Origin of the sequence: Mycoplana sp. BE70 (assembly GCF_031455855.1) — a bacterium.
Taxonomy (GTDB): Bacteria; Pseudomonadota; Alphaproteobacteria; order Rhizobiales; family Rhizobiaceae; genus Mycoplana.
On sequence record NZ_JAVDTM010000003.1, the window covers coordinates 245,864 to 267,347 of the forward strand.

A 21,484-nucleotide genomic window follows, 5' to 3' on the forward strand; every position below is an offset into this window, starting at 1 on the left:
CGCTTCCTTACTTCGCTGCCGCCGACTTCACCGCGGCCGCGATCTCGGTCTTGGTGGTCTTGCCGCCGATGAGCTGTTCGATCACAGCCGCAGCGGTTTCTTCGGCGATCGCGCCGACGTCGGCGAGGGCCTTGTCCTTGATCCCGGCGATGCGGGTCTCGGCGGCGGCGATCTTGCCGTTGAGGCTTTCTTCGATCTTCAGACGCTCGGCGTCGGCCTTTGCCTTGGCGGCATCGCGAGCCTCGGCGGCGATGGCGTGGCCCTTGGTGCGGGCGTCGGCCAGTTCCTGCTCATAGGTCGAAATTGCGGTGTCCGCTTCGGTCTTCAGGCGAGCGGCCTCGTCAAGATCCTGGGCGATGCGGTCGTGGCGCGTCTCGAGGATCGAGCCGACGCGCGGCACGATGATCTTGGACATGATCAGGTAGAAAATGCCGAAGGTGATCGCCAGCCACAGGACCTGGGAGGGAAAGGTGGATGCGTCGAACGGCGGGAACACACCGCTCTCTTCGCCGTGGGCGACACCCGTCTCGGTGTGCAGTTCGCCGGTGGGAGCGGCAGCGCCTTGGGCATCGGTCGCCGGAGCAGCCTGATGCGCGTCGCCCGCCGGAGCAGCGTCGTGCGTTTCCGTCGTGGTCTCGGCCTGAGCGATCGTGAATGGGATGGACTCGGCCTTGGCCGCGGTCGCAGACATGCTCACCTCCAGGTGCACTCAAACAGTAAGCGGACCACGGCCGCAGCCGGCCGTGGTCCGGTCTTCCAGCCGTTATTAGACGGCGAAGAGCAGCAGCAGGGCGACGAGCAGCGAGAAGATGCCCAGAGCTTCCGTAACGGCGAAGCCGAATACGAGGCGGCCGAACTGGCCGTCAGCAGCAGACGGGTTGCGCAGTGCGCCGGACAGGTAGCTGCCGAAGATGTTGCCGAGGCCGAGGGCCGTGCCGGCCATGCCAAAGCAAGCGAGACCTGCGCCGATGAACTTTGCTGCTTCCGCTTCCATGATGAACTCCTTCGAATGGGTTGTTGCGGCTTAGATAGCGCTTCCGGCGGCAAAACCGGCCGGAAGCAAGCGACTGTATTCCTTAGTGCCCACCCGGATGCACAGCGTCGTTGAGGTACATGCAGGTCAGTACCGCAAAGACATAGGCCTGGAGGAAGCAGACGAGGAATTCAAGACCGGTGATTGCGACGGTCATGATGAGCGGCAGGATCGCACCACCGATGCCGAGCGCGCCGAGCGCGCTCAACGACGTAACGAAGCCTGCGAAAACCTTCAGCGTGATGTGGCCGGCCAGCATGTTTGCAAACAGACGAACCGAGAGGCTGATGGGACGGGAAAGGAACGAGATGATTTCGATCGCGACGACCAAGGGCAAAAGCACGCCGGGAACGCCCTGCGGCACGAAAATCTTCAGGAAGCTGAAACCGTGCTTGAAGAAGCCGTAGAAAATCACGGTACCGATGACCAGAAGGGCAAGGGCAAGGGTGACGATGATCTGGCTGGTGACCGTGAAGAAGTACGGCATCATGCCGAGAAGGTTCGCGGTCAGGATGAACATGAACAGCGAGAACACCATCGGGAAAAACTTCATGCCGCTGCTGCCGGCGCCTTCGCGCAGCATCGAGGCGATGAACTCATAGGACATTTCCGAGACGGACTGCATGCGGCTCGGAATGATGCCGCGCTGTGACGTCGTCATGTAGAGGAAGCCCGCGGCGACGGCGGCGGACGCCACCATGAACAGCGAAGCGTTGGTGAAGGAGAAATCGATTCCGCCAATTTCGATCGGAACAATCTTGTTGACCAGAAACTGATGGGTCGGATCGTTGGACACCGCTAATCTCTCTCGTTTGCCGCCCGCCGGACGGTTATTCCTCTAACCCGGACAGCGCTCAGGCGCCGTCCCCGTTCTTCTTGTGCCCGGCGTCTCTGCCGGCCATCCTGTCGACCGGATGCGGTGAAGCCACCATTCCCGCCGACCGCATCACGTTCAATACGCCCGCACCGAAACCGAGCAACAGGAGCACGATCATGCCCCACGGCGCAGTCCCGGCAAAGCGATCCACCAGGTAGCCAAGAAGCGCGCCCACGATGACCGCGGCGACGAACTCGCTGGAGAGCTTCATCGCAACCGCATAGCCCTTTCGGCTTTCGGCTGCCTTCTCCTCGGCTGCGTCGACTGCGCTATCATCCTTACGCCTTTGTGCGAGTTCCGCGTCAAGGCGCTGCCTGCGTTCTTCCAGACTTTCCTTCCGGCCGTCGCTCATGGCGTTTCCTTCCGTTTCCGCGGCGCGCTGCGCCCTATTGCGGACATATTCACGGTTAGGTTTTAAGCCAGCTTCAGGCCCGTTTGAAGTCGGGCGCAACATAGTTTTAGGGACTTGCATAGTCAAGGCGGGGCGGAGCTTTGACGGGCCCTAAATTTAACCAGCAAAATCAAAATATTAGAACGGAATCTGGGAATCACCCCCGGTTGAGCGACAGGGAATCGCCGGCGGCGCGGCCACTTGCCACGCCACCGGCAGCAGACTCAGATCCAGCCTCCACCATAGGTGCGGTAAAAGATGTGCTTGCCGATCTTGGCGACCCGCTGCATCGTCGGGCCCCAGTTCGGCTTGACATAGGTGGCGTGGTAGTGGGTGGCCGAGCCCACTTCCGGCAGCCAGATCTTGCCGGCGGTGACCGCCAGGGCGACCTCCTGGGCCGTCTTCCAATGCCAGGGCGCCAGCACGAGGTCGGGGATGCGGTCGCAGGTGAAGGAGAACTGGCAACCGGTGCGCAAATCCTGCCCCTGGTAGACCACACTGCAGATCGTTTTCGGATAGGCCGGATTGCGCACGCGGTTCAGGATGACCTGGGCCACGGCCGCCTGGCCCTTCAGCGTTTCCCCGCGCGCCTCGAAGTAGATCCCGTTCGTCAGGCACTTCTGCTCGGCCGCAGAAAACACGGTCGCGGGAAGCACGGTGGCGGCCCAGGCGTGGTCTTCGGGCGCAATCTCCGGGATGAACCGACCGCCGGCTGTATCCTTCTTCGTCAGGATCGAATCGAACGGCGAGACGCGGGCATAGTCGGCCTCGGGCGGGGCATAGGCGGTGGCAAGAACGTCGGCGCCCTCATTGGTAACCAGATCCGCCAGCATTGCCGGCACGCCGGGATCCTTCACCACCGGCTTTTTCCGGTAGAAGGCCGTGGCGATCTCGATTTCCTTGCCCTTGATCTTCGGCGCGATGAAACGCATGCGCTCCGCATTGTCGAAATCGGGTCTCATCAGCGATGCCTGCCGGTCGAGCACCGACCCGGCGGTAAAGGCCTTCGGCGGCGCCACCGGCGTCACTGCGACGATGCGCCCCTTCTTTTCACGGCGATTGACGCGGTCCTCGTCCGGGATGCCGCCCTGCCCTTTGTGGGCGGCGACCATCGAAGCCTCCGCCCCGCCGGGCAGTTCCAGTCCGGCGCCGCTGGAAAGCGCACCCGTCGTGATCGGGTCGTTGAAGGCGACATCGACCATGTGAATTGAACCGGCGGGCGAAGGGGTCATGACCACCTGCTGGCTCCCGCCCTTCCGGTTGACGCCGGAGATGAAGGTCGCCAGGTCGGAATGGCCGGCTTCGGCGGGCAACGCTGCGTAGAGGGAAAGTCCCAAGGTCACCGGGGCAAGCCAATCGCGCCGCCACAGGGCCGACCCCTTCACACGAACGATACGCATACGCACCGGCACACTCCGACAACACACGGCCAAGCGGCATCGCCACCCGACAAGCCGGGCGGTGAACCTGCAGGCGATCACTCTTGCTGAAGCCGACCCCGAGAAAGCGGGGCGAACCGGCTCGTTTCATTGACGGAGAATGAAGAATTAACCTTGATGGACGGTTAACGCCGGCAGCTCCAGAATGTCCGAAGCTGATTGGACAGCGATCGCCGCAATGGCACCGGCGTTCGTCTTGGCGGTGCGCCTCAGATGATGACCTGGGAGCCGAGCTCGACGACACGGTTCGTCGGCAGGCGGAAGTAGTCCGAGGGGTCGACCGCCGCATTTGCCATGGCGATGTAGAGGCGATCCTGCCAGTAAGGCATGCCCGAATGGCGATCGGGCACCAGCTTGCGCCGGCCGAGGTAGAAGGAGGTCGACATGATGTCGAACTTCACGCCCGACTTGCGGAAAAGCCCGAGCGCCTGTGATACGTTCTGTGTCTCCATGAAGCCGAAGCGGATCTGGATGCGGGCGAAGCGGTCTGAGATGCGCTCCATGCTGCAGCGGTCGGCCGGCAAGACCTTCGGCGTGTTGGTCGAGGTAACCGTCAGGATGAAGTTCTGCTCGTGCAGCACGTGATTGTGCTTGATGTTGTGCAGCAGGGCTGCGGGCGTGAAATCCGGATCGCTCGTCAGGAAGATCGCAGTCCCGCTGACTGAGACGGGAGCATGGGCGCTCTTCTTTTCGATCGACTTGACAAAGACATCCAGCGGCACCTCGATATGCCGCGTCTTGTCGCGAAGGAGCGCCGTTCCGCGGACCCAGGTCCACATGAGCAGCGTGCAAGCGGCCGCGATCAGGATCGGCACATAGCCACCGTCGTGGACCTTCAGCAGATTGGCGCCGAGGAAGACCAGTTCCAGTAGGAACAGCGGCAGCAGCACGAGCACGGCCACGGCGGGCTTCCAGCGCCAGCGCATGCGCAGGAACTCGAAGGCGAGTGCGGTCGTGACCACCATCGCCCCGGTGACGGAGATGCCGTACGCGGTGGCCAACCCCTCGGAGGAGCCGAACATGAACACAAGGGACATCACCCCGAAAAGCAGGACGGCATTGACGGCCGGCAGGTAAATCTGCCCGGTCTGGGTCGCCGAGGTATGGAAGATTTCCATGCGCGGCAGAAAGCCCAGGTGGATTGCCTGGCGTGCGATCGAGAAGGCGCCGGTGATGACGGACTGGCTGGCGATGATCGTGGCCGCGGTGGCCAGGATCACGGCGGGAAGCAGCGCCCATTTCGGAAACAGCAGGAAGAAGGGATTCTCGATCGCCTCAGGGTGCTTCAGGACAAGGGCCCCTTGCCCCAGGTAGTTCAGCGTCAGCGCCGGAAAGACCAGGCAGAACCAAGCCCACTGGATCGGCTTGCGACCGAAATGTCCGAGGTCTGCATAGAGCGCTTCCGCCCCCGTTACCGTGAGGAAAACCGCTCCGAGCACGACCAAGCCGAGATAGCCGTGATTGTAGAGGAAGGTCACGGCGTAGACGGGATTGAAGGCCGCAAGGATGCCTGGGTCGTCGCCCAGGTGCGCAGCGCCGGCAGCAGCCATGACGATGAACCAGAGCGACATGATCGGGCCGAAAAACCGCGAGACGGCATCCGTACCCCAGGATTGCACCGCAAAGAGAACGACGAGGATCAAGACCGAGATCGGCACGATATAGTCGGAAAGGTCGGGGGTGACGAGCTTCACGCCTTCGACAGCGGAAAGCACGGAGAGCGCCGGCGTGATCATGGCGTCACCGATGAAGAGCGCCGCACCGGCGAGCCCCATGAAGAAGAGAACGGCCTTGTGCCCGTTCGCTGTCTTCCGCAACAGGGCAAGGAGCGACAGCGTGCCGCCCTCGCCACCATTGTCGGCGCGCAGCAGGAAGAGCACGTATTTCAGGGTCACGATGATGGTCAGCGTCCAGATCACCAGCGAGATCAACCCCACGACTTCATCCCGGGTGACCCCATCGTACGAAATCGGGCGCAGTGCCTCGCGGAAGGCATAGAGTGGGCTGGTGCCGATATCCCCATAGACGACGCCGATCGAGCCGAGCGCGAGGAGAAACAGGGTACGCGCACGGCCACCACGGCCAGTTGCTGCGTGTGCTTCGATGTGCGACATCATTTTGAACAGGCTTTAGAGCCAGCCTTTCCAGCGAAAGAAGAAAAAGGGTATCACGGCTGAAGCAACCATCGCGCCGAGCACCAATGGATAGGCGTAGCTAACGTGCAATTCCGGCATGAATTCGAAATTCATTCCGTAGATCGAAGCGATCAGTGTAGGCGGCAGCAGCACGACAGAAGCGATGGAAAAGATCTTGATGATCTGGTTCTGCTCCAGATTGATCAAGCCCAGCGAGGCGTCAAGCAGAAACGAAATGTTGCTTGCGATAAAGTTCGCATGCTCGGAAAGCGATTGGATGTCGCGCGAGACGGTGCGGCACAGTTCCCGACTTTCCACGTCCGCCTGCAGCGGAGGCACGGTGTAGAGGAATGTCGTCAGCCGTGAAAGCGACATCAGACTGTCGCGTGTCTTCGCCACGAGCCGATGCAAGGCGGAGACCGCCACCAGTCGACCCTCGAGATAGCGCGGCGCTCGCCGATTGATATGGCGTTTGTCGCCGAACACCTCGAGCGAGAGCTGGTCTGCCCTTGCCACCGACAGTTCGAGAATCTCGGCCGTCCGGTCAACAATCGTCTCCAAGAGACGCGTGATCATCGCCGTGCCCCTATCGCAGCCTCCCGCCAGACGCGGCATCGCCGCCCGGAAGAGCTCAAATGACCGAGGTTCGGCATAACGGATCGTCAGCAGGCAACGATCCGTCAGGATGAAGGCGATGTCGGCCAGTTCCGGCTGATCGCTGTCAGCCTTCCAGACAACCGAGGCCGTCATGTAGACGGTGCCGTTTTCGGAGTAGAGCCGGCTCGACGGCTCGATATCCTTCAACTCGTCGCGCGTCGGCACATCGATATCGAGAAACTTCTCGACGAAGGCATCTTCTTCATGGGTTGGCGAGAGGAGATCGATCCAAACAATATCCGCCGGAACCGAACCGGAATCGGCCAGCATTTCGGGCGAAAGAAGCACAGCTTCCCCGCTGGATCGATAGACCGTTATCACCTGCGGGCGGCTCCGAAGAAGACCAAACGCGCACCTTTGCCCTAGTTGACGCCAAGCGGGTCGGCAAGGCGGATGCGCATATTGCGCAGCGCCGCTCTGAAATCAAGTCCCGCCCCGCTACAGTCCCGGTCGGGAGCGCCCGGCTTTAGTCGAAGACGATGCTCGGCGCGGCATGGGCGCCAGTCGCCTGCTTTGCCTTCAGTTCACTCCACACGCGCGCGGCGATGTCGCGATAGGTTTTCGCCGCCGCCCCTTCCGGGTTGGAGACGACGACCGGGGTCCCGGCGTCGGAGGTCTCGCGGATATCCATCGTCAGCGGCACCTCGCCAAGGAAGGGAACGCCGATCTTCTCGGCCTCCCTGCGCGCACCGCCGTGGCCAAAGATGTCGTAGCGGTTGCCGGTGTCCGGCGCGATGAAGTAGCTCATGTTCTCGACCAGTCCGAGCACCGGCACTTCGACCTTGTTGAACATGTTGAGACCCTTGCGGGCATCGATGAGCGCCAGATCCTGCGGCGTGGAAACGATGACGGCACCGGCAAGCGGCACCTGCTGCGCCATCGTCAACTGGGCGTCACCCGTGCCCGGCGGCATATCGACGACCAGCACGTCGAGTTCGCCCCAGGCCACCTCCCGCAGCATCTGCATCAGCGCCGACTGGATCATCGGGCCACGCCAGATCATTGCCACGTCCTCGTCGACGAGGAAGCCCATCGACATCACCTTGATGCCGTAGTTTTCCATCGGCTTGATGATGCGGTTTTCGATCTGCTGCGGACGGCCGGAAATCCCGAGAAGGCGCGGCATGGAGGGACCGTAGATGTCGGCGTCGAGAATACCGACGCGAAGACCGTTCGCCTTAAGCGCCAGCGCCAGGTTGACCGAGGTGGTCGACTTGCCGACGCCGCCCTTGCCCGAGGCAACCGCGATGATGGCTCCCACGCCGGGAACGCCGCTCTTGGCTCGTTGCGGCTGCTGGCCGTGTGCACCGTGCGCATGTCCCGCCTGCGCCTGTGGTGCCGGTCGCGACACCGGTGCCGAACCCGCACCCGCCTTCTTGTCGGCGGTCAACGCCACCATCGCGGCCTTCACGCCAGGGATGTCGCGCACCACACGTTCCGCCGCGGCGCGCATGGGATCAAGCTCCTTGGCCCGCTCTGCCGGAACCGTGATCGAAAAATAAACCTTGCCGTCGGAAATGAACACGTCGGAGACCATGCCCAGGTCGACGATATTGCCATCCATGTCCGGTCCGCGAACCGACTTGAGCTTTTCCAGTACCTGGTCTTTCGAAACGTCCGTCATGCCAACCTCGCCGATATTCGTTGGCGCTTTGATAGCGCATTCCCGGTCGAAGCGGAACGGTATTCAGCACGGCTCCCCTCTCCATGCCCGCCGGTGCGGCAAGATGCCCGGGTCATTGCCGGCGTCGCATGGATAGCACCGCACTGCAGCACTTCAGGTGATGAACCCCCGACGGATCGCCTTCACCACGGCCTGGGTGCGGTTCACCGCCTCGAGCTTGCGCGTCACCTGATTGAGGTAGTGATTGATCGTGTGTTCGGAGAGGCCGAGGATCTCGGCGATCTCCAGGCTCGTCTTGCCGGCGGCGGTCCAGCTCAGGCACTCGATCTCGCGCTCCGTCAACACCACCTGCCCGGTCTTCCAGGCGGCTCCGATCTCCGCCAGGCGGTTGAACACCTGTATCGAGATCATCTGCAGCAACAGCCGCTGCTCAAAGCTCAGCGTACGCTTCTCGCCAGTCCAGACGATCGCGCCACGATTGCCGAGCGCGTCATGGACCGGGAAGACATGCGCCGCCTGCATGCCATGCCCCTGCAGGAACTCTGCCAGGTTGGCCAGATCATCTTCTTGCGAGGCGCCTTCGATCCAACCCGCCAAGTCGAGGGAGAACGGGATCGTCGTCGCCCGCAGCTTGCGGATGCCAGGGCTGCGGCGAACCATCTTGAGGGCATCGTATTTTGCGATGACCTCCGCGGGCCAATTGCTGACGATGGAATGAGCGCCCAGCTTCTCCGCCTCGAACCCGGGCAGCAGGAAGGCGATGAAGTGCTTCAGGGAAAAGGATTCACCCGTTCGCCGCAGAAAACGAACCACGTCGAACTGCGTCTCAAGGCTCGCAATCTCGGCGCTGGCATCAGACCCGTTCGGTTCCTCGCGACCTATTTCTTCCGCCGTCATGTCGTTCTGCATCCATGCTCTGCGCGATCTGCAAGCTTCCGCTTGGATCTGCGTAAGTCGCGACCGACCTGTGCCTCGACCACGGTCAATTCAGGAGCCCGGCGCGAATTGCCTTGGCGACCGCCTGAACGCGATTGACGGCGTCCAGTTTGCGCGTTGCCCGGTTCAAGTAGTGATTGACCGTGTATTCGGACAGGCCAAGGATCTCCGACATCTCGGCGCTCGTCTTGCCGGCGGACGCCCAGGACAGGCATTCGATTTCGCGGCGGGACAACGATGCACGCACCCGCGCCCCACTCCGAAACTCGAGTACCCTGGTAAAGGCGAGGTTGGCGATGGCGTTCAGTTCCGCCATCTCCATGTGCTTCAGCACGGAGCGATTGCCGCCAAATGCGAGGGCGCCACGCTGCCCGAGGGGATTGTGGGCCGGGAAATAAGCACCGCGCGGCAGACCGTATTGCGCAAACAGGCGAATGGCGATCTGCGCCTTGCCATCATGCCGGTCGCTGTTGGTGCTGATCATGTCATAGGTGAATGGATTCGTGCTGCGCCGCAGGTGGTGAATGACCGGACTACCCAGGATCAATTCTGCCTGGTCGTAGCCCCGCAGCATCTCGGCAGGCCAGGTCGTCATCAGGACATGGGGGGAAATTTCGGTCGATGCGCTGTCGGGAACGTTGATCAGGAGGTAGCGGGACAGGCCATACCCCTTCGTCACTTCGGACAGCAGCGTCGAGACCTCGCGTTCCGAACCGACCTCGGCGAAGCGACGCGCCCAGTGAGGCGGTGTCTGTGGTGCCATCCCAACAAGCTGTTCGGTCATTCCAAGTCTTTCTGGAGCCAGCCGCGGCTTGCGAGCGTTAGCACGCCCATCGCGGCATCCTCCCCATTTCTCCCCCGAGAACATGCCTTGGCGCGCCATCTTCCTCGCAAGGCTACGACGAAGCACCCAGAAATGTTCACTCAGAAGTGGAAGCTAAACACGCCCCCCAAGTCCGTCCAGCGCATTTTGCTAATTTACCGTAAAATGGCTTCGGATTTTTGCCTCCGCACGTTCCCGGACTAGGTTCAGGATCAGCGCGATGGGCCAAGCCGGGCGGCGACTTCCTCCGTGATCGCTGCCGCCACCCTCTGCACCAGCGGCGCCCAGGCCTGCAGCACCTCTTCGCCGACCCGGTATGCAGGTCCAGTCACCGACACGCCTCCCACAAAGCTCAGTCCTGAATCGGATATTGCGGCGGCAACGCAGCGAATTCCCGGCTCGTGCTCTTCCCGATCGAAGGCGTATCCCGCCATGCGGATCGCCTCGAGTTCCACCCTCAGCGCCCCGAAGCTGGTGATCGTCTGCGCCGTGAAGCGCCGAAACGGGACGTCGCGCAGGAGATCGAGCAGATGCTGCTCCGGCAAGACTGAAAGGGCGGCCTTGCCTACCCCGGTACAGTAAGCGGGCGAGGCCTTGCCGATCTGCGAGGCCATGCGCACGGCCTGGCGGCTTTCGACCTTGTCGAGATAGATGATCTCCGAGCCTTTCAGTACGCCAAGGTGGACCGTCTCGCCGGTCAGTTCATGCAGTATCTGCAAATGCGGGGCTGCCAATCGGCGCAGGTCGCTGCGCGTCCAGGCGCTGGAGGCAAACTTCAGCAGGCGAAGGCCGGGCTCGTAGCAATGGTCGGCGTTCAGCTCGAGCAGCCCCTCCTCAAGCAAATGGCTCAATTGGCGGTGCAGCGTGCCGCGCGGCTGCCCCGCCAATTCCAGGATCTCCGTAAAGCGCATCGGCCGATCCGAAAGCGCGACGAGTTCAAGAACGGCGACCGCCTTGCCGAGTGTCCCCGTGCTCGAGGCCCCCGATTCCACCCCGTTCCGCCTAGCCATGTTCCTCTCCGCGCGACTGCTTGACAACCTCGAACCGGTGAACATAATTCCATATATTCAAACTGAATTCCATATATTGGAACTCATACCGCGTTCATTCCGAAGTCGGCAAGGAGACGTCATGTCCGCGACCGCCGCAAGCTATCCGGAGCTACGAGGTCGCGGTGTGCTGATCTCTGGCGGCGGTTCCGGCATCGGCGCGGCCCTGGTCGAAGCGTTCGCCCGCCAGGGCGCCCGCGTCGCCTTCGTCGACATCGCAGAAGACGAAAGCATGGCGCTCGTCGATCGCCTCGCCGCAGCGGTGTCCCACCGGCCCTTGTTCCTCAAGGCGGACATTCGCGACATCGAAGCCTACCGGTCGGCAATTGCAGCTGCCAGCGCGGCGATCGGTCCGGTTCGCGTGCTGGTCAACAATGCGGCACGCGACAGCCGGCATGACCTTGCCGAGGTCACGCCGGACTATTGGGACGAGAACCAGGCGGTCAACCTGCGCCACGTGTTCTTCGCGATCCAGGCGGTGGCACCGGCGATGCGCCAGGCCGGCGGCGGCTCCATCATTAACGTCTCCTCGATCGCGTTCATGCTGAACATGGGCGAGGTGCCGGCCTACGCCGCGGCGAAAGCCGGCATCATCGGCCTGACGAAATCGCTCGCCGGCAAGCTCGGCCCGGACAATATCCGGGTCAACGCCATCTTGCCCGGCATGGTGCTGACCGACCGGCAGTTGCGCCTGTGGCTCGACGAAGAGGCGATCGCCGCCATGCTGAAGGAGCAATGCCTGAAACGGTCGCTGACGGCCGGCGACATCAGCGGCCCCTGCCTGTTTCTCGCATCCGACGCATCGAGCGCGATGACTGCGCAATCCATGATCATCGACGGAGGAGTATTTTGATGGTGAAACCGGCCTACGTCGCAGTCGACTGGGGCACCTCCAGTTTTCGGCTGTGGTTGATCGGCAACGACGGCAGCGTCCTTGATGAACGGCGCAGCAACGAAGGCATGGTGGCGGCGGCGACGACCGGCTTCGGCACTGTGCTGGCCAACCATCGCGAAGCCGTCTTGGCCCCGGCAGATCTGCCCGTGATCATCTGCGGCATGGCCGGCGCCCGGCAGGGCTGGGTCGAAGCCGGATACATCGATGTTCCAGCAGCGCTTTCCACCATCCCCTTCGCCGCCGCGCGCGTGCCCGATGCCACCGCCGACATCCGCATCCTGCCGGGACTTGCGCAGCGCGACAGGGCGCATCCCGACGTCATACGCGGAGAAGAGACGCAGCTTCTCGGCGCGCTCGCCGATCTCCCCGACGGGCATAGCCTCGTCTGCATGCCCGGCACGCACAGCAAATGGGTGCATGTTTCGGACGGCATGGTGACCCGATTCCACACCTTCATGACGGGGGAGCTTTTCGACGCCGTTGCAAGCCACACGATCCTCAAGCACTCGATCGCCGATACAGGTGCGGTCGACGGTGGCAGCGACGCCTTCCGGCGGGCGGTGGAGGAGGTCATACGCAACCCGGCCACCGCAACCAGTCTTCTCTTCGGTGCCCGGTCGGGAACGCTCCTTCACGGTCTTGCCCCCACGGATGCGAAAGCGCTGATATCCGGCACCCTGATCGGCCTTGAAATCGCCGGCGCGCTTGACGCTGCGGAGCCGGGGGCGCCCGTGGTGCTCGTCGCCTCCGGCGCCCTTGGCGCGCTTTATGAAAGCGCGCTGGATTGCGCCGGGGTCGAGCCGGTGATCGTCGATGCAGATATTGCCGTGCGCGCCGGGCTCGCCGTGGCGGCCCGCAGCCTCTGGGCTCTTTGAACAGTCTTGCGAAGGAAGGTCACCCTATGAGCCGCATTCCCTTTCCCGCGATGAAGCGGCCGCTCATCGCCATCCTGCGCGGATTGAAGCCCGCCGAGACCGAGGGCGTCGTCGGCGCCCTGATCGAAGCCGGCTTCACGGCGATCGAGATCCCGCTCAACTCGCCCGATCCGTTCCGTTCGATCGAGACCGCCGCGAAAATGGCGCCGAGCGACTGCCTGATCGGTGCCGGGACCGTATTGACGACAGATCAGGTCGAACAACTCGACGTCGTCGGCGGACGCCTGATGGTGAGCCCGAACGTCGAACCGGCGGTGATCTCGCTCGCTGCGGCCAAAGGCATGGTGACGATGCCGGGTGTCTTCACACCCACCGAAGCGCTCGCCGCGGCCCGTGCCGGTGCGACCGGGTTGAAATTCTTCCCGGCCAGCGTGCTCGGACCGTCCGGCATAAACGCGATCCGCGCCGTTCTACCCGCCGATCTCGAGATCGCAGCGGTAGGCGGCGTTTCCGAGGCGAACTTTGCCGACTATGCGAAGGCCGGCATCAGGAGCTTCGGCCTTGGATCGAGCCTCTACAAGCCGGACATGGCCGCTGCGGACGTTGCCGCGCGCGCCCGTACGACGATCGCAGCCTATGACCGCGTCTATGGAGCCTGACATGACGGACATTGTACCCTTCACCGGCCAGACCTTGTGCCAGGTTAAGAGCGAGCTCGGCGAAGGGCCGAGCTACGATCCCGCGACCGATACCGCCTGGTGGTTCGACATCAAGGGTCGCAAGCTACACGAACTGCACCTGTCATCCTCGACGAAGCGAGTCCATGACCTGCCCTTGATGGGCAGCGCCATCGCGACAATCGATCCGTCGCGCCAGCTGATCGCCTCCGACGACGGACTTTTTGTTCGCGACACAAATTCGGGAAAGCTCGAACACTTTGCTGCGATCGAGGACAAACCCGGCAACCGGTCCAACGACGGTCGCGTACACGCGAGCGGGGCGCTCTGGATCGGAACGATGGGATATGACGCCGAGAAGGATGCCGGTGCCATCTACCATGTCGCCGGCAGCACGGTGACGCGGCTCTTTTCCAACATCACCATTCCGAACAGCATCTGCTTTTCGCCGGACGGCGCCACCGCCTACTTCACCGATACCACCGTCAACGATCTGATGCGCGTCGCGGTCGATCCCGCGACCGGCCTGCCAACCGGTGCCCCCGAGGTGCTGAGCGAGCAGAAAGGCTACCCGGGCGGTATCGATGGTTCGGTCTGCGATGCGGACGGGCTGATCTGGAACGCGCGCTGGGGTACCGGGACTATCGACGTGTACCGGCCGGACGGCATGATGGTCCAGCGCTACGCCGTGCCGGCGACGCAGGCGAGCTGCCCGGCCTTCATCGGCGCAACCGCGGATCGGCTGCTCGTCACCTCGGCCTGGCAGGGGATGGGCGAAAAGGCGCGCGCAGCGGACCCGGAAGCGGGCCGCACTTTCGAACTCGGCATCGCCGTCAAGGGACGGTTCGAGCCGGCCTTCCGGCTCTGAACCCGGCACAATCGGCGCTTTTAGTTACAGCTTCGGCTTGGCATCCGAAGCTGTTTTCATTTGGGAAACGGCCTGGAGATACCAATTTCCGCGGGAACCATTCCTCAGCAAGCGAGTTTTGCAAACATCAGCTGGTGCGGACGGAGGCAGCAAGCGTCCTCCGCCCTTGATACCCAACGCAGAAGAAAGGCAGGCTCACAATGACCAAGAAGCTTCTTACTTCCGTTGCTGCTGGTGCGATTTTCCTCGGAGCGGCCGTCGCCCCGGCAGCGTTCGCGCAGGATACGACGCAACCCGCGCAGCCTGAGACACAGACGCAGACGATGGGTCAGCCCGCCACGCCTGACGCCAGTGCGGATCCCGCCAAACCAATGGACAATGCAGCGACTACGACCGCTCCATCCGCCGATCCGGCGATGACGACTGTGATGGACAAGACCTATCTGACCGAGCAGTCGGCGGATCAGGTCAGCGCCAATACCTATATCGGCCAGTCCGTCTATAACGCAGCGGACGAGAGCATCGGCTCGATCAATGACCTGATCATGGAGAAGGACGGCGGCATCACCGCTGCAGTCATCGGTGTCGGCGGTTTCCTGGGGATCGGCGAGAAGTGGGTGGCGGTGCCGTTCGGCAACATTGCCATTAGTCAGGCGCCCGATAGCGGCGAGGTCAAACTGACCACGACCGAAACGGCGGAAAGCCTGCAGGCAGCGCCGGAATTCAAGACGCTGTCGCAGAAGGTCGCTGAGCGCTCCACGGTCGATACGACCGCAACGGGCTCCACGACGATGACGCCGGCTCCGGCGACATCAGCACCAGCTCCGACGACGGAACCCGCAAAGTAAGCGGGCAACAGGAGTGAAAAGCCCGGCAACACGATGTGTTGCCGGGCTTTTCTTTTGGATTGGCCGACTGTTCGCAGGATGCGATCAGTACCACGCATCGGCCATGCCGGCCTTGCGCCGCTCGACATAATCGCAGAGCGCCTCGTCGACGGCTACATCCAGGGGCGGTGCTTCATACTCCGCAAGCGTCTTCTTCCACTGGCGATTGGCGCGCGTGGCGATATCCGTGGAACCACCTTCCTCGCTCCACTTCTCGAAGGGCTCATTGTCCGACAGCGTCGAATCCCAGAAGGCCGTCTGGTAGTTGCGCATCGTGTGATCGCAGCCAAGGAAATGACTGCCGGGGCCCACCTGCAGGAAGGCGTCCATCGCGAGCGTGTTGTCGTCGACGGTGACACCGGCGAGATAGGAATGCAGCGCCCCGCACAGGTCCGCGTCCATCACGAACTTCTCGTAGGACATGGCGAGCAGACCGTCGAGGAAGCCGGCGGAATGCAGGATGAAGTTGGCCCCGCAATGGATCGCCGACAGCATCGACATCAGGCCTTCCTGCATCGCCTGGCCGTCCGGCAGCTTCGAGTTGGAGAAGTTGCCGGCGCATCGCAACGGCAGCTTCAGCCGGCGGGCGAGCTGGCCGATCACCATCGAGCCGATCGCCGGCTCGGGCGTTCCGAAGGTCGGCGAGCCGGACCGGAGCGACATGGAGGAGAGGAAGTTTCCGAAGATCACCGGGGCGCCCTTGCGCTCCAGCTGCGTCAGCGCACATCCGGCAAGCGTCTCGGCGAAGGACTGCGCGATCGCGCCGGCATTCGTCACCGGCCCCATGGCGCCGCCGAGGATGAAGGGGACGATCACCGCGGCCTGGTTCGCGCGGGCATAGGCCCGTAGCGACCGCGTCATCGTGCCGTCCCAGACCAGCGGCGAGTTGACGTTGACGTTGCCGAGAATGACGCAGTTCTGGTCGACGAAATCGGCGCCGAACAGGATGCGCGCCATGTCGATGGAATCCTCGGCCCGCTCCTCCGCCGTGATCGACCCCATGAAGGCACGGTCGGAATACTTGATATGGCTGTAGACCATGTCGAGATGGCGCTTGTTGACCGGCACGTCGACCGGCTCGCAGATCGTGCCGCCGGAATGGTGCAGCCACGGGCTGGACTGGGCCAGCTTGATGAAGTTACGGAAATCCTCGATCGTCCCGTAGCGCCGCCCCTTGTCGAGGTCCATGACGAAGGGCGAACCGTAAGCCGGGGAAAAGACGACGTTCTTGCCGCCGATCTCGACATTGTTGGCCGGATTGCGTGCAAACTGGGTGAATTGCGCGGGCGCGGTCGAGACGATCTCGTTGAGCATGCCCGGCTCGAAGCGCACCAGCAAGCCATCGACCTTCGCACCCGCCCGCTTCCAGTGGTCGATCGCGGCCGGATCGTCGCGGAACTCGATCCCGACCTCGGCGAGGATGCGGTCGGCGGTTCGCTCGATCTTCTGCAGATTCTCCTCGGACAGGATGTCGTAGGTCGGGATGTTGCGCTGAATGTAGGGGACGCCCTTCACATTTGCGGAACCCTCCCGGCGCTGCGGCCGCCCCCCCCTTCCGCGCCGTGTCGCGTTTTCAACTGTCGCCGTCGCCACCATGTCTTCCTCCATAACTGCAAAGGAGGCTAGACGGGAAAAAGGCCCATGTAACGCTGGAAAAAACTTGGGGCAGATATAAGCTGGATTTATGGAAACACTTCGTCGCCTTCTGCCCTCGGCCGCCAGCCTGATCGTCTTCGAGGCTGCCGGGCGGCACCAGAACTTCACCCATGCGGCCAAGGAACTCGGCATGACCCAGGCCGCCGTCTCCTACGCAATCCGCGGGCTGGAGGAGCAACTCGGCGTGCCGCTTTTCCATCGCGTCCATCGTGCCGTTGCACTCACCGACGCGGGCGAGCGCTTCCACACGGAGGTATCGGTCGGCCTCTGGCGGATCCAGAAGTCGGCTGAGGACATCCGCGCAAAGGGGCGCGAGGTCAATGTGACGCTCGCCGCCTCCACCGCCTTTGCTTCCATGTGGATGTTGCCACGACTGGCAAAGCTGCGCGAGGACCTGCCGGAAATCGATCTCAGGATCCAGACGAGCGTGCGCGACCTTGATCTGGAGGAGGAGCCGATTCCGCTCGGCATCCGCGGTGGCGATCCCGCCAAATGGCCGCGCTACCATGCCGCCCTGCTCGCGCCGGAGGTCATCACCGCCGTCGCCAGTTCCGCCTTTATCGACGCGCATGGCATGCCGAGGACGCCGCAGGACCTGTTGCGCCAACCTCTGATTCATCTGGAGGAACCGGTGCGGCAGGCCTGCGATTGGCCGGAGTGGTTCGCAAGCGCGGGATTGCGCTATCCTGCACAGTCCCGGCGCCTCGCCATCAACGACTATGTGCTCGTGATCCAGGCCGTGCTGGCGGGCGAAGGCATCGCGCTCGGCTGGCAGCACCTGATCGCGCAGCAGATCGGATCCGGCGCGCTGGTGCCGGTCGGTGGCCACGTATTGGAGACAGGGCTGGCCTTCTATGTCGTCTGGCCGCGTTCGCGGGAACTCAACAGCCAGGCGCGGCGCGTGCGCGACTGGCTGCTGGAGGAAGGCAGGCGTTAGCGCCTGCCGGCAGAAGCCGCCTTCAGCGGCCCATGACGGGCTTCACTTCCTGGTGGAAGAAGCGGAAATAGGAGGAGATCTGCGCCAGCGCGTTGGTGTTGAGCTTGTATTGAAGACCGAGCCGGCCGTTGTTGTACCAGCGAACCGTTCCCGTCAACTGGCCCAGTTCCTCGCTTTCGATGGTGACGATCTGGCCGGGCATGATCCGGATCGGCTTTTCGATGTCGAGTGCCATGCCGGTCGGGGAAAGGTCGACGACTCTTGCACGGCTTTTCTCGTGCATCACCTTGACCGTCACGAAAATGCGGACCTTAGAGCGGTCGTTGGTCCTGACCGGCATATCCTTGATGTTCTGCAGCATCCCGTTACCCCGTTTTCTTATTTGGATGCCGTTACGTTAGGTCAGGCGAATTTATTTCCGGCTAAGGCGAATGGCAAACAAATGATTAAGCGCTCACCCCCGGAACGGGGCCTCAGCCGTGGGCCACTTCGGGCTCGACGCGCATGTAGCGTTCGGCCAGGAATCGCATTGTCGCGACTGCATCGGCAGGCTTGCCGTAGAAATAGCCCTGCCCCATGCCGCAGCCGAGTGCCTTCAGCTTGAGCGCCTCGGAGAAATCCTCGATCCCTTCCGCCACGACCTCCAGGTCGAGCCCCTCGCACATGGCGACGATCGCCTTGATGATGTGTTCGGACACCCGGTCGTCAGAAATGCGTGAAACGAAAGCGCGGTCGATCTTCACCTTGTCGAAGGTGAAATCGCGCAGGCGGCCGAGACTGGACTGACCGGTGCCGAAATCGTCGAGCGAGACCCGCACGCCGGCACCGCGCAGCTCCGCAACGATCTTCTGTGCCGTCGCCGCATCCGTCATGACCGCCGTCTCGGTGATTTCGAGTTCCAGCCGCCGCGGGTCCAGCCCGACCCGGTTGAGGATCGCCAGCGTCGTCAGGCTCGTCTTCGGGTCCATCAGTTGCGCCGAGGAGAGGTTGAACGACAGGAACAGTTCCTTCGGCCAGGACAGGGCCGCTTCCGCCGCCTTGCGAAGCAGCGTTTCGGACAGCGAGTCGATAAAGCCGCGCTCTTCCGCAAGCGGCACGAAAACGGCCGGGGAAACGTAGCCAAGATCGGCATCGCACCAGCGCGCAAGCGCCTCGAAGCCGACCACCATGTCGTTGCGGAGGCTGACGATTGGCTGGAAATGCACATCGACCTCGTTGGCCATGATCGCGTTGCGCAGCGCCTGCTCCAGATGGGTCGCGCGCTTCATCTCCTGGGCAATTTCCTGCGAATAGACCGTCACTTGCCCGCGGCCACGACGCTTCGAACGATAGAGGGCGGTGTCGGCGCTCTTCAGGAGGTCCGTGAATTCCTCGCCGGCAAAGGGGTAGATGGCAAGTCCGAAGGACGCGGACAGCCGGACATTGCGGTCGCCGAGGTCGAATGGCGCCGAAAGCACTTCACGCAGCATGTGGGCCAGCTTTTCAGCACCCTTGCGCTCGAACACGAGCGGGAAGAGGAAGGCGAACTCGTCGCCGCCATGGCGGGTAACCGTCGCTCCGTCCGGAATGCAGGCTTTCAGGCGATGGGCGACCTGGCAGAGGATCTCGTCGCCGGCCTCGGGTCCGAACAGATCATTGATCGGCTTGAACCCGTCGAGATTGGCAATCCCCACGGCAAAGGGGGCAGGATCTTCCGCGCGTTCCGCGGCCAGCTGGCGCACCTTGTCGCGCAGGCGGTAGGTATTGCCCAGACCCGTCAGCGGGTCCGTGTAGGCCATGGCATGCAGATCGCTTGGAGAAACGTCCGTATCCGAATACTCACCCGATTTCATTTACCGACTTCCCGACACGTACTGTCTCCGAAAGACAGAATGAGGCACGAGAATTAACAAAGGCATAGCAAGCGGTTACACTGTCGCCCCACGTCACCCCCTGAAAAATGGGGGTTGACAGGGATACGCGCCCTCAGGCGGCGTTCTGGGCGCGTTTCTGCGTCACGAACCGTTTATAGATGCTTTCGATCATGTCTGGGCTGACCGGTTTGGTGATGTAGTCGTCCATGCCGGCATCGAGGCAGTTCTGCATGTCCACGTTCAACGCCTGGGCGGTGACCGCAACGATGGGCGTACGGGTCTGGAGCGCCTTTTCCGCCTCGCGGATCTCGAGCGTTGCATCCAGCCCGTTCATGACGGGCATGGCAATGTCCATGAGCACCAGTCGTGGCTGGTGCTTGCGCCACAGGGCGACAGCCTCCTCGCCGTTCTCGGCGATCCGGTGCGATACGCCCATGCCCTCCAGGATCTGCGAAAAGACGAACTGATTGATCTGGTTGTCCTCGGCGACCAGCACCTCGATATCCCCCTCCACGATCGGGGACATCGAGTCGGCGTCTGTCGCAATATACCAGTCATCGAACAGCGCCGAGGGGGCGACGACATCGATCGGCATGGCCTCCGCCACCACCGCATGCGGTTCCACCAGCGCCCGAAAGAAGTCGACCCCGATCCGGTCTGGCGTGATAACCCGCACCGGCACGCCGCCGGCCTCGGCGATGGCCTCGAACCCATCCATGGTGTCGTCGAGCAGTATGAGGTCCAGGCCGACGCCACAACTGTTTGCGACGTCGAGAAAGGTATTGAACTCTGCAAGGGAGCGGACCGCACAGCAGTCGGCACCGCGCGCCTGCAACTCGCCGATCAGCAACTCTTCAGTCCGGCGCGTCGGCGTCACCAGCAGGATCCTTTTGCCGGCAACATCTGCCTCGTCATCCTGACACCACTGCTGCAGCAACAGCCGCGTTTCTGCCTCACGAGCCGGATCGAAGCAGTTTTCGGCTTTCACGAATTGGGTCGTCACCCGCAAGGTGAAGCGATTTGCCGCCAACTCTTCCTTCGGATCGACGATATGGGTGACGTCGTCCATAAGCGTGACGAGGAAGGAGTTGTCCGGCGTGCCGATCCTGTACTTGCGCGTGACCACGTAGAGGTGGCTGCCGTCCGTTCCGACGATATGCTCTTCGCTTCGGGACGGTATGCCGGTTTCGAGAACGCCGCGGTCGCTTGCGTCGATGCGCATCGCATTTTCGGCATCGACAAGATCCCAAACCGTGTGGCCGAGGATTGCCTCACTCTCCACTCCGTGGATGGCGCAGAACGCCTTGTTGACGGCGAGATAGACGAGGTTTCGGTCCTTGATGATGAGCGGATGCGGCAGCGTGTCGAGGACGTGCTCGGTCAGCGCGACCCGTTTCAGATCGGCGCGCCATTGCTCTTCCTGTTTGCGCTGTTCCGAGACATCCGTCAGGGTCGATATATTGTAGCCGTTCGGCAGGCGGCGTTTGCGAAAACGTACCCAGCGGTCCTTGCCGAGTCGCTCCACCATCTCGTGCTGTTCGCGCCAATGGGCGGAAATGCGCGCCGAGATCCATTCCTCGCGATTGACCACCCTGTGTCGCTGTTCGGCGGGGATACCGTAGCGGATGCCCGCGTCGAAGACGGCGCCCAGCACATCGCGCAGGCGCGCGCCGGGCCGCAAGACATCGGGGCTGATCGGCAGGAAACGGTGCATCTGACGGCTGGCGAAGACGAGGCAGTCGTTCCTGTCATAGATGAACGCACCGACGCCCAGGAGGTCGCAGGCCGCGTCGAACATTCCGGATTGGATGTCTGCGTCGATGGACGTACCATCGTTCATTCTCTGCAGTCCCCGCCGTCCATGCGATTATT

Annotated in this window: 21 protein-coding genes; 6 read left to right on the forward strand and 15 right to left on the reverse strand. The window is 62.7% G+C overall.

Annotated elements, in window-relative coordinates:
* Positions 1-7: 7 nt before the first annotated feature.
* From J2Y48_RS07370 to J2Y48_RS07420, 11 genes are all read right to left on the reverse strand, one after another.
* Positions 8-691 carry a F0F1 ATP synthase subunit B gene (locus J2Y48_RS07370; protein ID WP_310415041.1) on the reverse strand — a complete coding sequence of 228 codons (684 nt, stop codon included), beginning with the start codon at positions 689-691 and terminating at the stop codon, positions 8-10.
* A gap of 75 nt (positions 692-766) precedes the next feature.
* Positions 767-994, reverse strand: coding sequence for a F0F1 ATP synthase subunit C (locus tag J2Y48_RS07375; RefSeq protein ID WP_310415044.1), 228 nt, complete (start codon positions 992-994; stop codon positions 767-769).
* 82 nt (positions 995-1,076) lie between these two features.
* Entirely contained in the window at positions 1,077-1,829 is a 753-nt protein-coding gene (locus tag J2Y48_RS07380) for a F0F1 ATP synthase subunit A (protein WP_310415047.1), read from the reverse strand.
* A gap of 58 nt (positions 1,830-1,887) precedes the next feature.
* Entirely contained in the window at positions 1,888-2,262 is a 375-nt protein-coding gene (locus J2Y48_RS07385) for an AtpZ/AtpI family protein (RefSeq protein ID WP_310415050.1), read from the reverse strand.
* Positions 2,263-2,525: 263 nt separating this feature from the next.
* Positions 2,526-3,701 (reverse strand): cell wall hydrolase, encoded by a 1,176-nt coding sequence (locus J2Y48_RS07390; RefSeq protein ID WP_310415726.1) that lies wholly within the window; start codon positions 3,699-3,701, stop codon positions 2,526-2,528.
* 248 nt (positions 3,702-3,949) lie between these two features.
* The gene (locus J2Y48_RS07395; RefSeq protein ID WP_310415728.1) at positions 3,950-5,854 is read right to left on the reverse strand and encodes a potassium transporter Kup; all 1,905 of its coding nucleotides are present in this window, start codon (positions 5,852-5,854) and stop codon (positions 3,950-3,952) included.
* 15 nt (positions 5,855-5,869) lie between these two features.
* Entirely contained in the window at positions 5,870-6,853 is a 984-nt protein-coding gene (locus tag J2Y48_RS07400; RefSeq protein WP_310415053.1) for a magnesium transporter CorA family protein, read from the reverse strand.
* Between the two features lie 145 nt (positions 6,854-6,998).
* A complete protein-coding gene (apbC, locus tag J2Y48_RS07405; protein ID WP_310415056.1) occupies positions 6,999-8,156 on the reverse strand; it encodes an iron-sulfur cluster carrier protein ApbC in 1,158 nt (385 codons plus the stop codon).
* Positions 8,157-8,309: 153 nt separating this feature from the next.
* The gene (locus tag J2Y48_RS07410; RefSeq protein WP_310415060.1) at positions 8,310-9,065 is read right to left on the reverse strand and encodes a LuxR C-terminal-related transcriptional regulator; all 756 of its coding nucleotides are present in this window, start codon (positions 9,063-9,065) and stop codon (positions 8,310-8,312) included.
* Positions 9,066-9,138: 73 nt separating this feature from the next.
* Positions 9,139-9,876, reverse strand: coding sequence for a LuxR family transcriptional regulator (locus J2Y48_RS07415; protein ID WP_310415063.1), 738 nt, complete (start codon positions 9,874-9,876; stop codon positions 9,139-9,141).
* A gap of 251 nt (positions 9,877-10,127) precedes the next feature.
* Positions 10,128-10,925, reverse strand: a complete 798-nt coding sequence (locus J2Y48_RS07420; RefSeq protein WP_310415066.1) for an IclR family transcriptional regulator — start codon at positions 10,923-10,925, stop codon at positions 10,128-10,130.
* Positions 10,926-11,046: 121 nt separating this feature from the next.
* Between J2Y48_RS07420 and J2Y48_RS07425 the strand changes: the two genes are divergently transcribed.
* The 5 genes from J2Y48_RS07425 (at position 11,047) to J2Y48_RS07445 (ending at position 15,127) form a co-directional block, all read left to right on the forward strand.
* Complete coding sequence (locus tag J2Y48_RS07425) at positions 11,047-11,817, forward strand: SDR family oxidoreductase (RefSeq protein ID WP_310415071.1); 771 nt, start codon at positions 11,047-11,049, stop codon at positions 11,815-11,817.
* Entirely contained in the window at positions 11,817-12,734 is a 918-nt protein-coding gene (locus J2Y48_RS07430) for a 2-dehydro-3-deoxygalactonokinase (protein ID WP_310415074.1), read from the forward strand. Before J2Y48_RS07425 ends, J2Y48_RS07430 begins: the two co-directional genes overlap by 1 nt.
* A 26-nt stretch (positions 12,735-12,760) precedes the next feature.
* Positions 12,761-13,393 (forward strand): 2-dehydro-3-deoxy-6-phosphogalactonate aldolase, encoded by a 633-nt coding sequence (locus tag J2Y48_RS07435; protein ID WP_310415078.1) that lies wholly within the window; start codon positions 12,761-12,763, stop codon positions 13,391-13,393.
* A 1-nt stretch (position 13,394) separates the two neighbouring features.
* Positions 13,395-14,279 carry an SMP-30/gluconolactonase/LRE family protein gene (locus tag J2Y48_RS07440; RefSeq protein WP_310415081.1) on the forward strand — a complete coding sequence of 295 codons (885 nt, stop codon included), beginning with the start codon at positions 13,395-13,397 and terminating at the stop codon, positions 14,277-14,279.
* 200 nt (positions 14,280-14,479) lie between these two features.
* Positions 14,480-15,127: a PRC-barrel domain-containing protein gene (locus tag J2Y48_RS07445; RefSeq protein WP_310415084.1), complete on the forward strand. Its 648-nt coding sequence runs from the start codon at positions 14,480-14,482 to the stop codon at positions 15,125-15,127.
* An 84-nt stretch (positions 15,128-15,211) separates the two neighbouring features.
* Here J2Y48_RS07445 and J2Y48_RS07450 read toward each other — a convergent pair whose 3' ends face one another.
* Complete coding sequence (locus tag J2Y48_RS07450; RefSeq protein ID WP_405030170.1) at positions 15,212-16,762, reverse strand: trimethylamine methyltransferase family protein; 1,551 nt, start codon at positions 16,760-16,762, stop codon at positions 15,212-15,214.
* Between the two features lie 88 nt (positions 16,763-16,850).
* On the opposite strand from J2Y48_RS07450, the gene J2Y48_RS07455 reads away from it, so the two are divergent.
* On the forward strand, positions 16,851-17,759 hold the full coding sequence (locus J2Y48_RS07455) for a LysR substrate-binding domain-containing protein (RefSeq protein WP_310415088.1): 909 nt from the start codon (positions 16,851-16,853) through the stop codon (positions 17,757-17,759).
* A 22-nt stretch (positions 17,760-17,781) separates the two neighbouring features.
* On the opposite strand, the gene J2Y48_RS07460 is transcribed toward J2Y48_RS07455, so the two are convergent.
* From J2Y48_RS07460 to J2Y48_RS07470, 3 genes are all read right to left on the reverse strand, one after another.
* On the reverse strand, positions 17,782-18,120 hold the full coding sequence (locus J2Y48_RS07460) for a PilZ domain-containing protein (protein WP_310415091.1): 339 nt from the start codon (positions 18,118-18,120) through the stop codon (positions 17,782-17,784).
* A gap of 112 nt (positions 18,121-18,232) precedes the next feature.
* A complete protein-coding gene (locus J2Y48_RS07465; protein WP_310415094.1) occupies positions 18,233-19,591 on the reverse strand; it encodes an EAL domain-containing protein in 1,359 nt (452 codons plus the stop codon).
* A gap of 133 nt (positions 19,592-19,724) precedes the next feature.
* Entirely contained in the window at positions 19,725-21,452 is a 1,728-nt protein-coding gene (locus J2Y48_RS07470) for a response regulator (RefSeq protein ID WP_310415097.1), read from the reverse strand.
* Between the last annotated feature and the right edge of the window lie 32 nt (positions 21,453-21,484).

Bases quoted from the DNA above. Each gene is read 5' to 3' on its own strand.
- J2Y48_RS07370 (WP_310415041.1), bottom strand. From the start codon at position 691: ATGTCTGCGACCGCGGCCAAGGCCGAGTCCATCCCATTCACGATCGCT.
- J2Y48_RS07375 (WP_310415044.1), bottom strand. From the start codon at position 994: ATGGAAGCGGAAGCAGCAAAGTTCATCGGCGCAGGTCTCGCTTGCTTT.
- J2Y48_RS07385 (WP_310415050.1), bottom strand. From the start codon at position 2,262: ATGAGCGACGGCCGGAAGGAAAGTCTGGAAGAACGCAGGCAGCGCCTT.
- J2Y48_RS07390 (WP_310415726.1), bottom strand. From the start codon at position 3,701: ATGCGTATCGTTCGTGTGAAGGGGTCGGCCCTGTGGCGGCGCGATTGG.
- J2Y48_RS07395 (WP_310415728.1), bottom strand. From the start codon at position 5,854: ATGTCGCACATCGAAGCACACGCAGCAACTGGCCGTGGTGGCCGTGCG.
- apbC (WP_310415056.1), bottom strand. From the start codon at position 8,156: ATGACGGACGTTTCGAAAGACCAGGTACTGGAAAAGCTCAAGTCGGTT.
- J2Y48_RS07410 (WP_310415060.1), bottom strand. From the start codon at position 9,065: ATGCAGAACGACATGACGGCGGAAGAAATAGGTCGCGAGGAACCGAAC.
- J2Y48_RS07415 (WP_310415063.1), bottom strand. From the start codon at position 9,876: ATGACCGAACAGCTTGTTGGGATGGCACCACAGACACCGCCTCACTGG.
- J2Y48_RS07420 (WP_310415066.1), bottom strand. From the start codon at position 10,925: ATGGCTAGGCGGAACGGGGTGGAATCGGGGGCCTCGAGCACGGGGACA.
- J2Y48_RS07425 (WP_310415071.1), top strand. From the start codon at position 11,047: ATGTCCGCGACCGCCGCAAGCTATCCGGAGCTACGAGGTCGCGGTGTG.
- J2Y48_RS07430 (WP_310415074.1), top strand. From the start codon at position 11,817: ATGGTGAAACCGGCCTACGTCGCAGTCGACTGGGGCACCTCCAGTTTT.
- J2Y48_RS07435 (WP_310415078.1), top strand. From the start codon at position 12,761: ATGAGCCGCATTCCCTTTCCCGCGATGAAGCGGCCGCTCATCGCCATC.
- J2Y48_RS07440 (WP_310415081.1), top strand. From the start codon at position 13,395: ATGACGGACATTGTACCCTTCACCGGCCAGACCTTGTGCCAGGTTAAG.
- J2Y48_RS07445 (WP_310415084.1), top strand. From the start codon at position 14,480: ATGACCAAGAAGCTTCTTACTTCCGTTGCTGCTGGTGCGATTTTCCTC.
- J2Y48_RS07450 (WP_405030170.1), bottom strand. From the start codon at position 16,762: ATGGTGGCGACGGCGACAGTTGAAAACGCGACACGGCGCGGAAGGGGG.
- J2Y48_RS07455 (WP_310415088.1), top strand. From the start codon at position 16,851: ATGGAAACACTTCGTCGCCTTCTGCCCTCGGCCGCCAGCCTGATCGTC.
- J2Y48_RS07460 (WP_310415091.1), bottom strand. From the start codon at position 18,120: ATGCTGCAGAACATCAAGGATATGCCGGTCAGGACCAACGACCGCTCT.
- J2Y48_RS07465 (WP_310415094.1), bottom strand. From the start codon at position 19,591: ATGAAATCGGGTGAGTATTCGGATACGGACGTTTCTCCAAGCGATCTG.
- J2Y48_RS07470 (WP_310415097.1), bottom strand. From the start codon at position 21,452: ATGAACGATGGTACGTCCATCGACGCAGACATCCAATCCGGAATGTTC.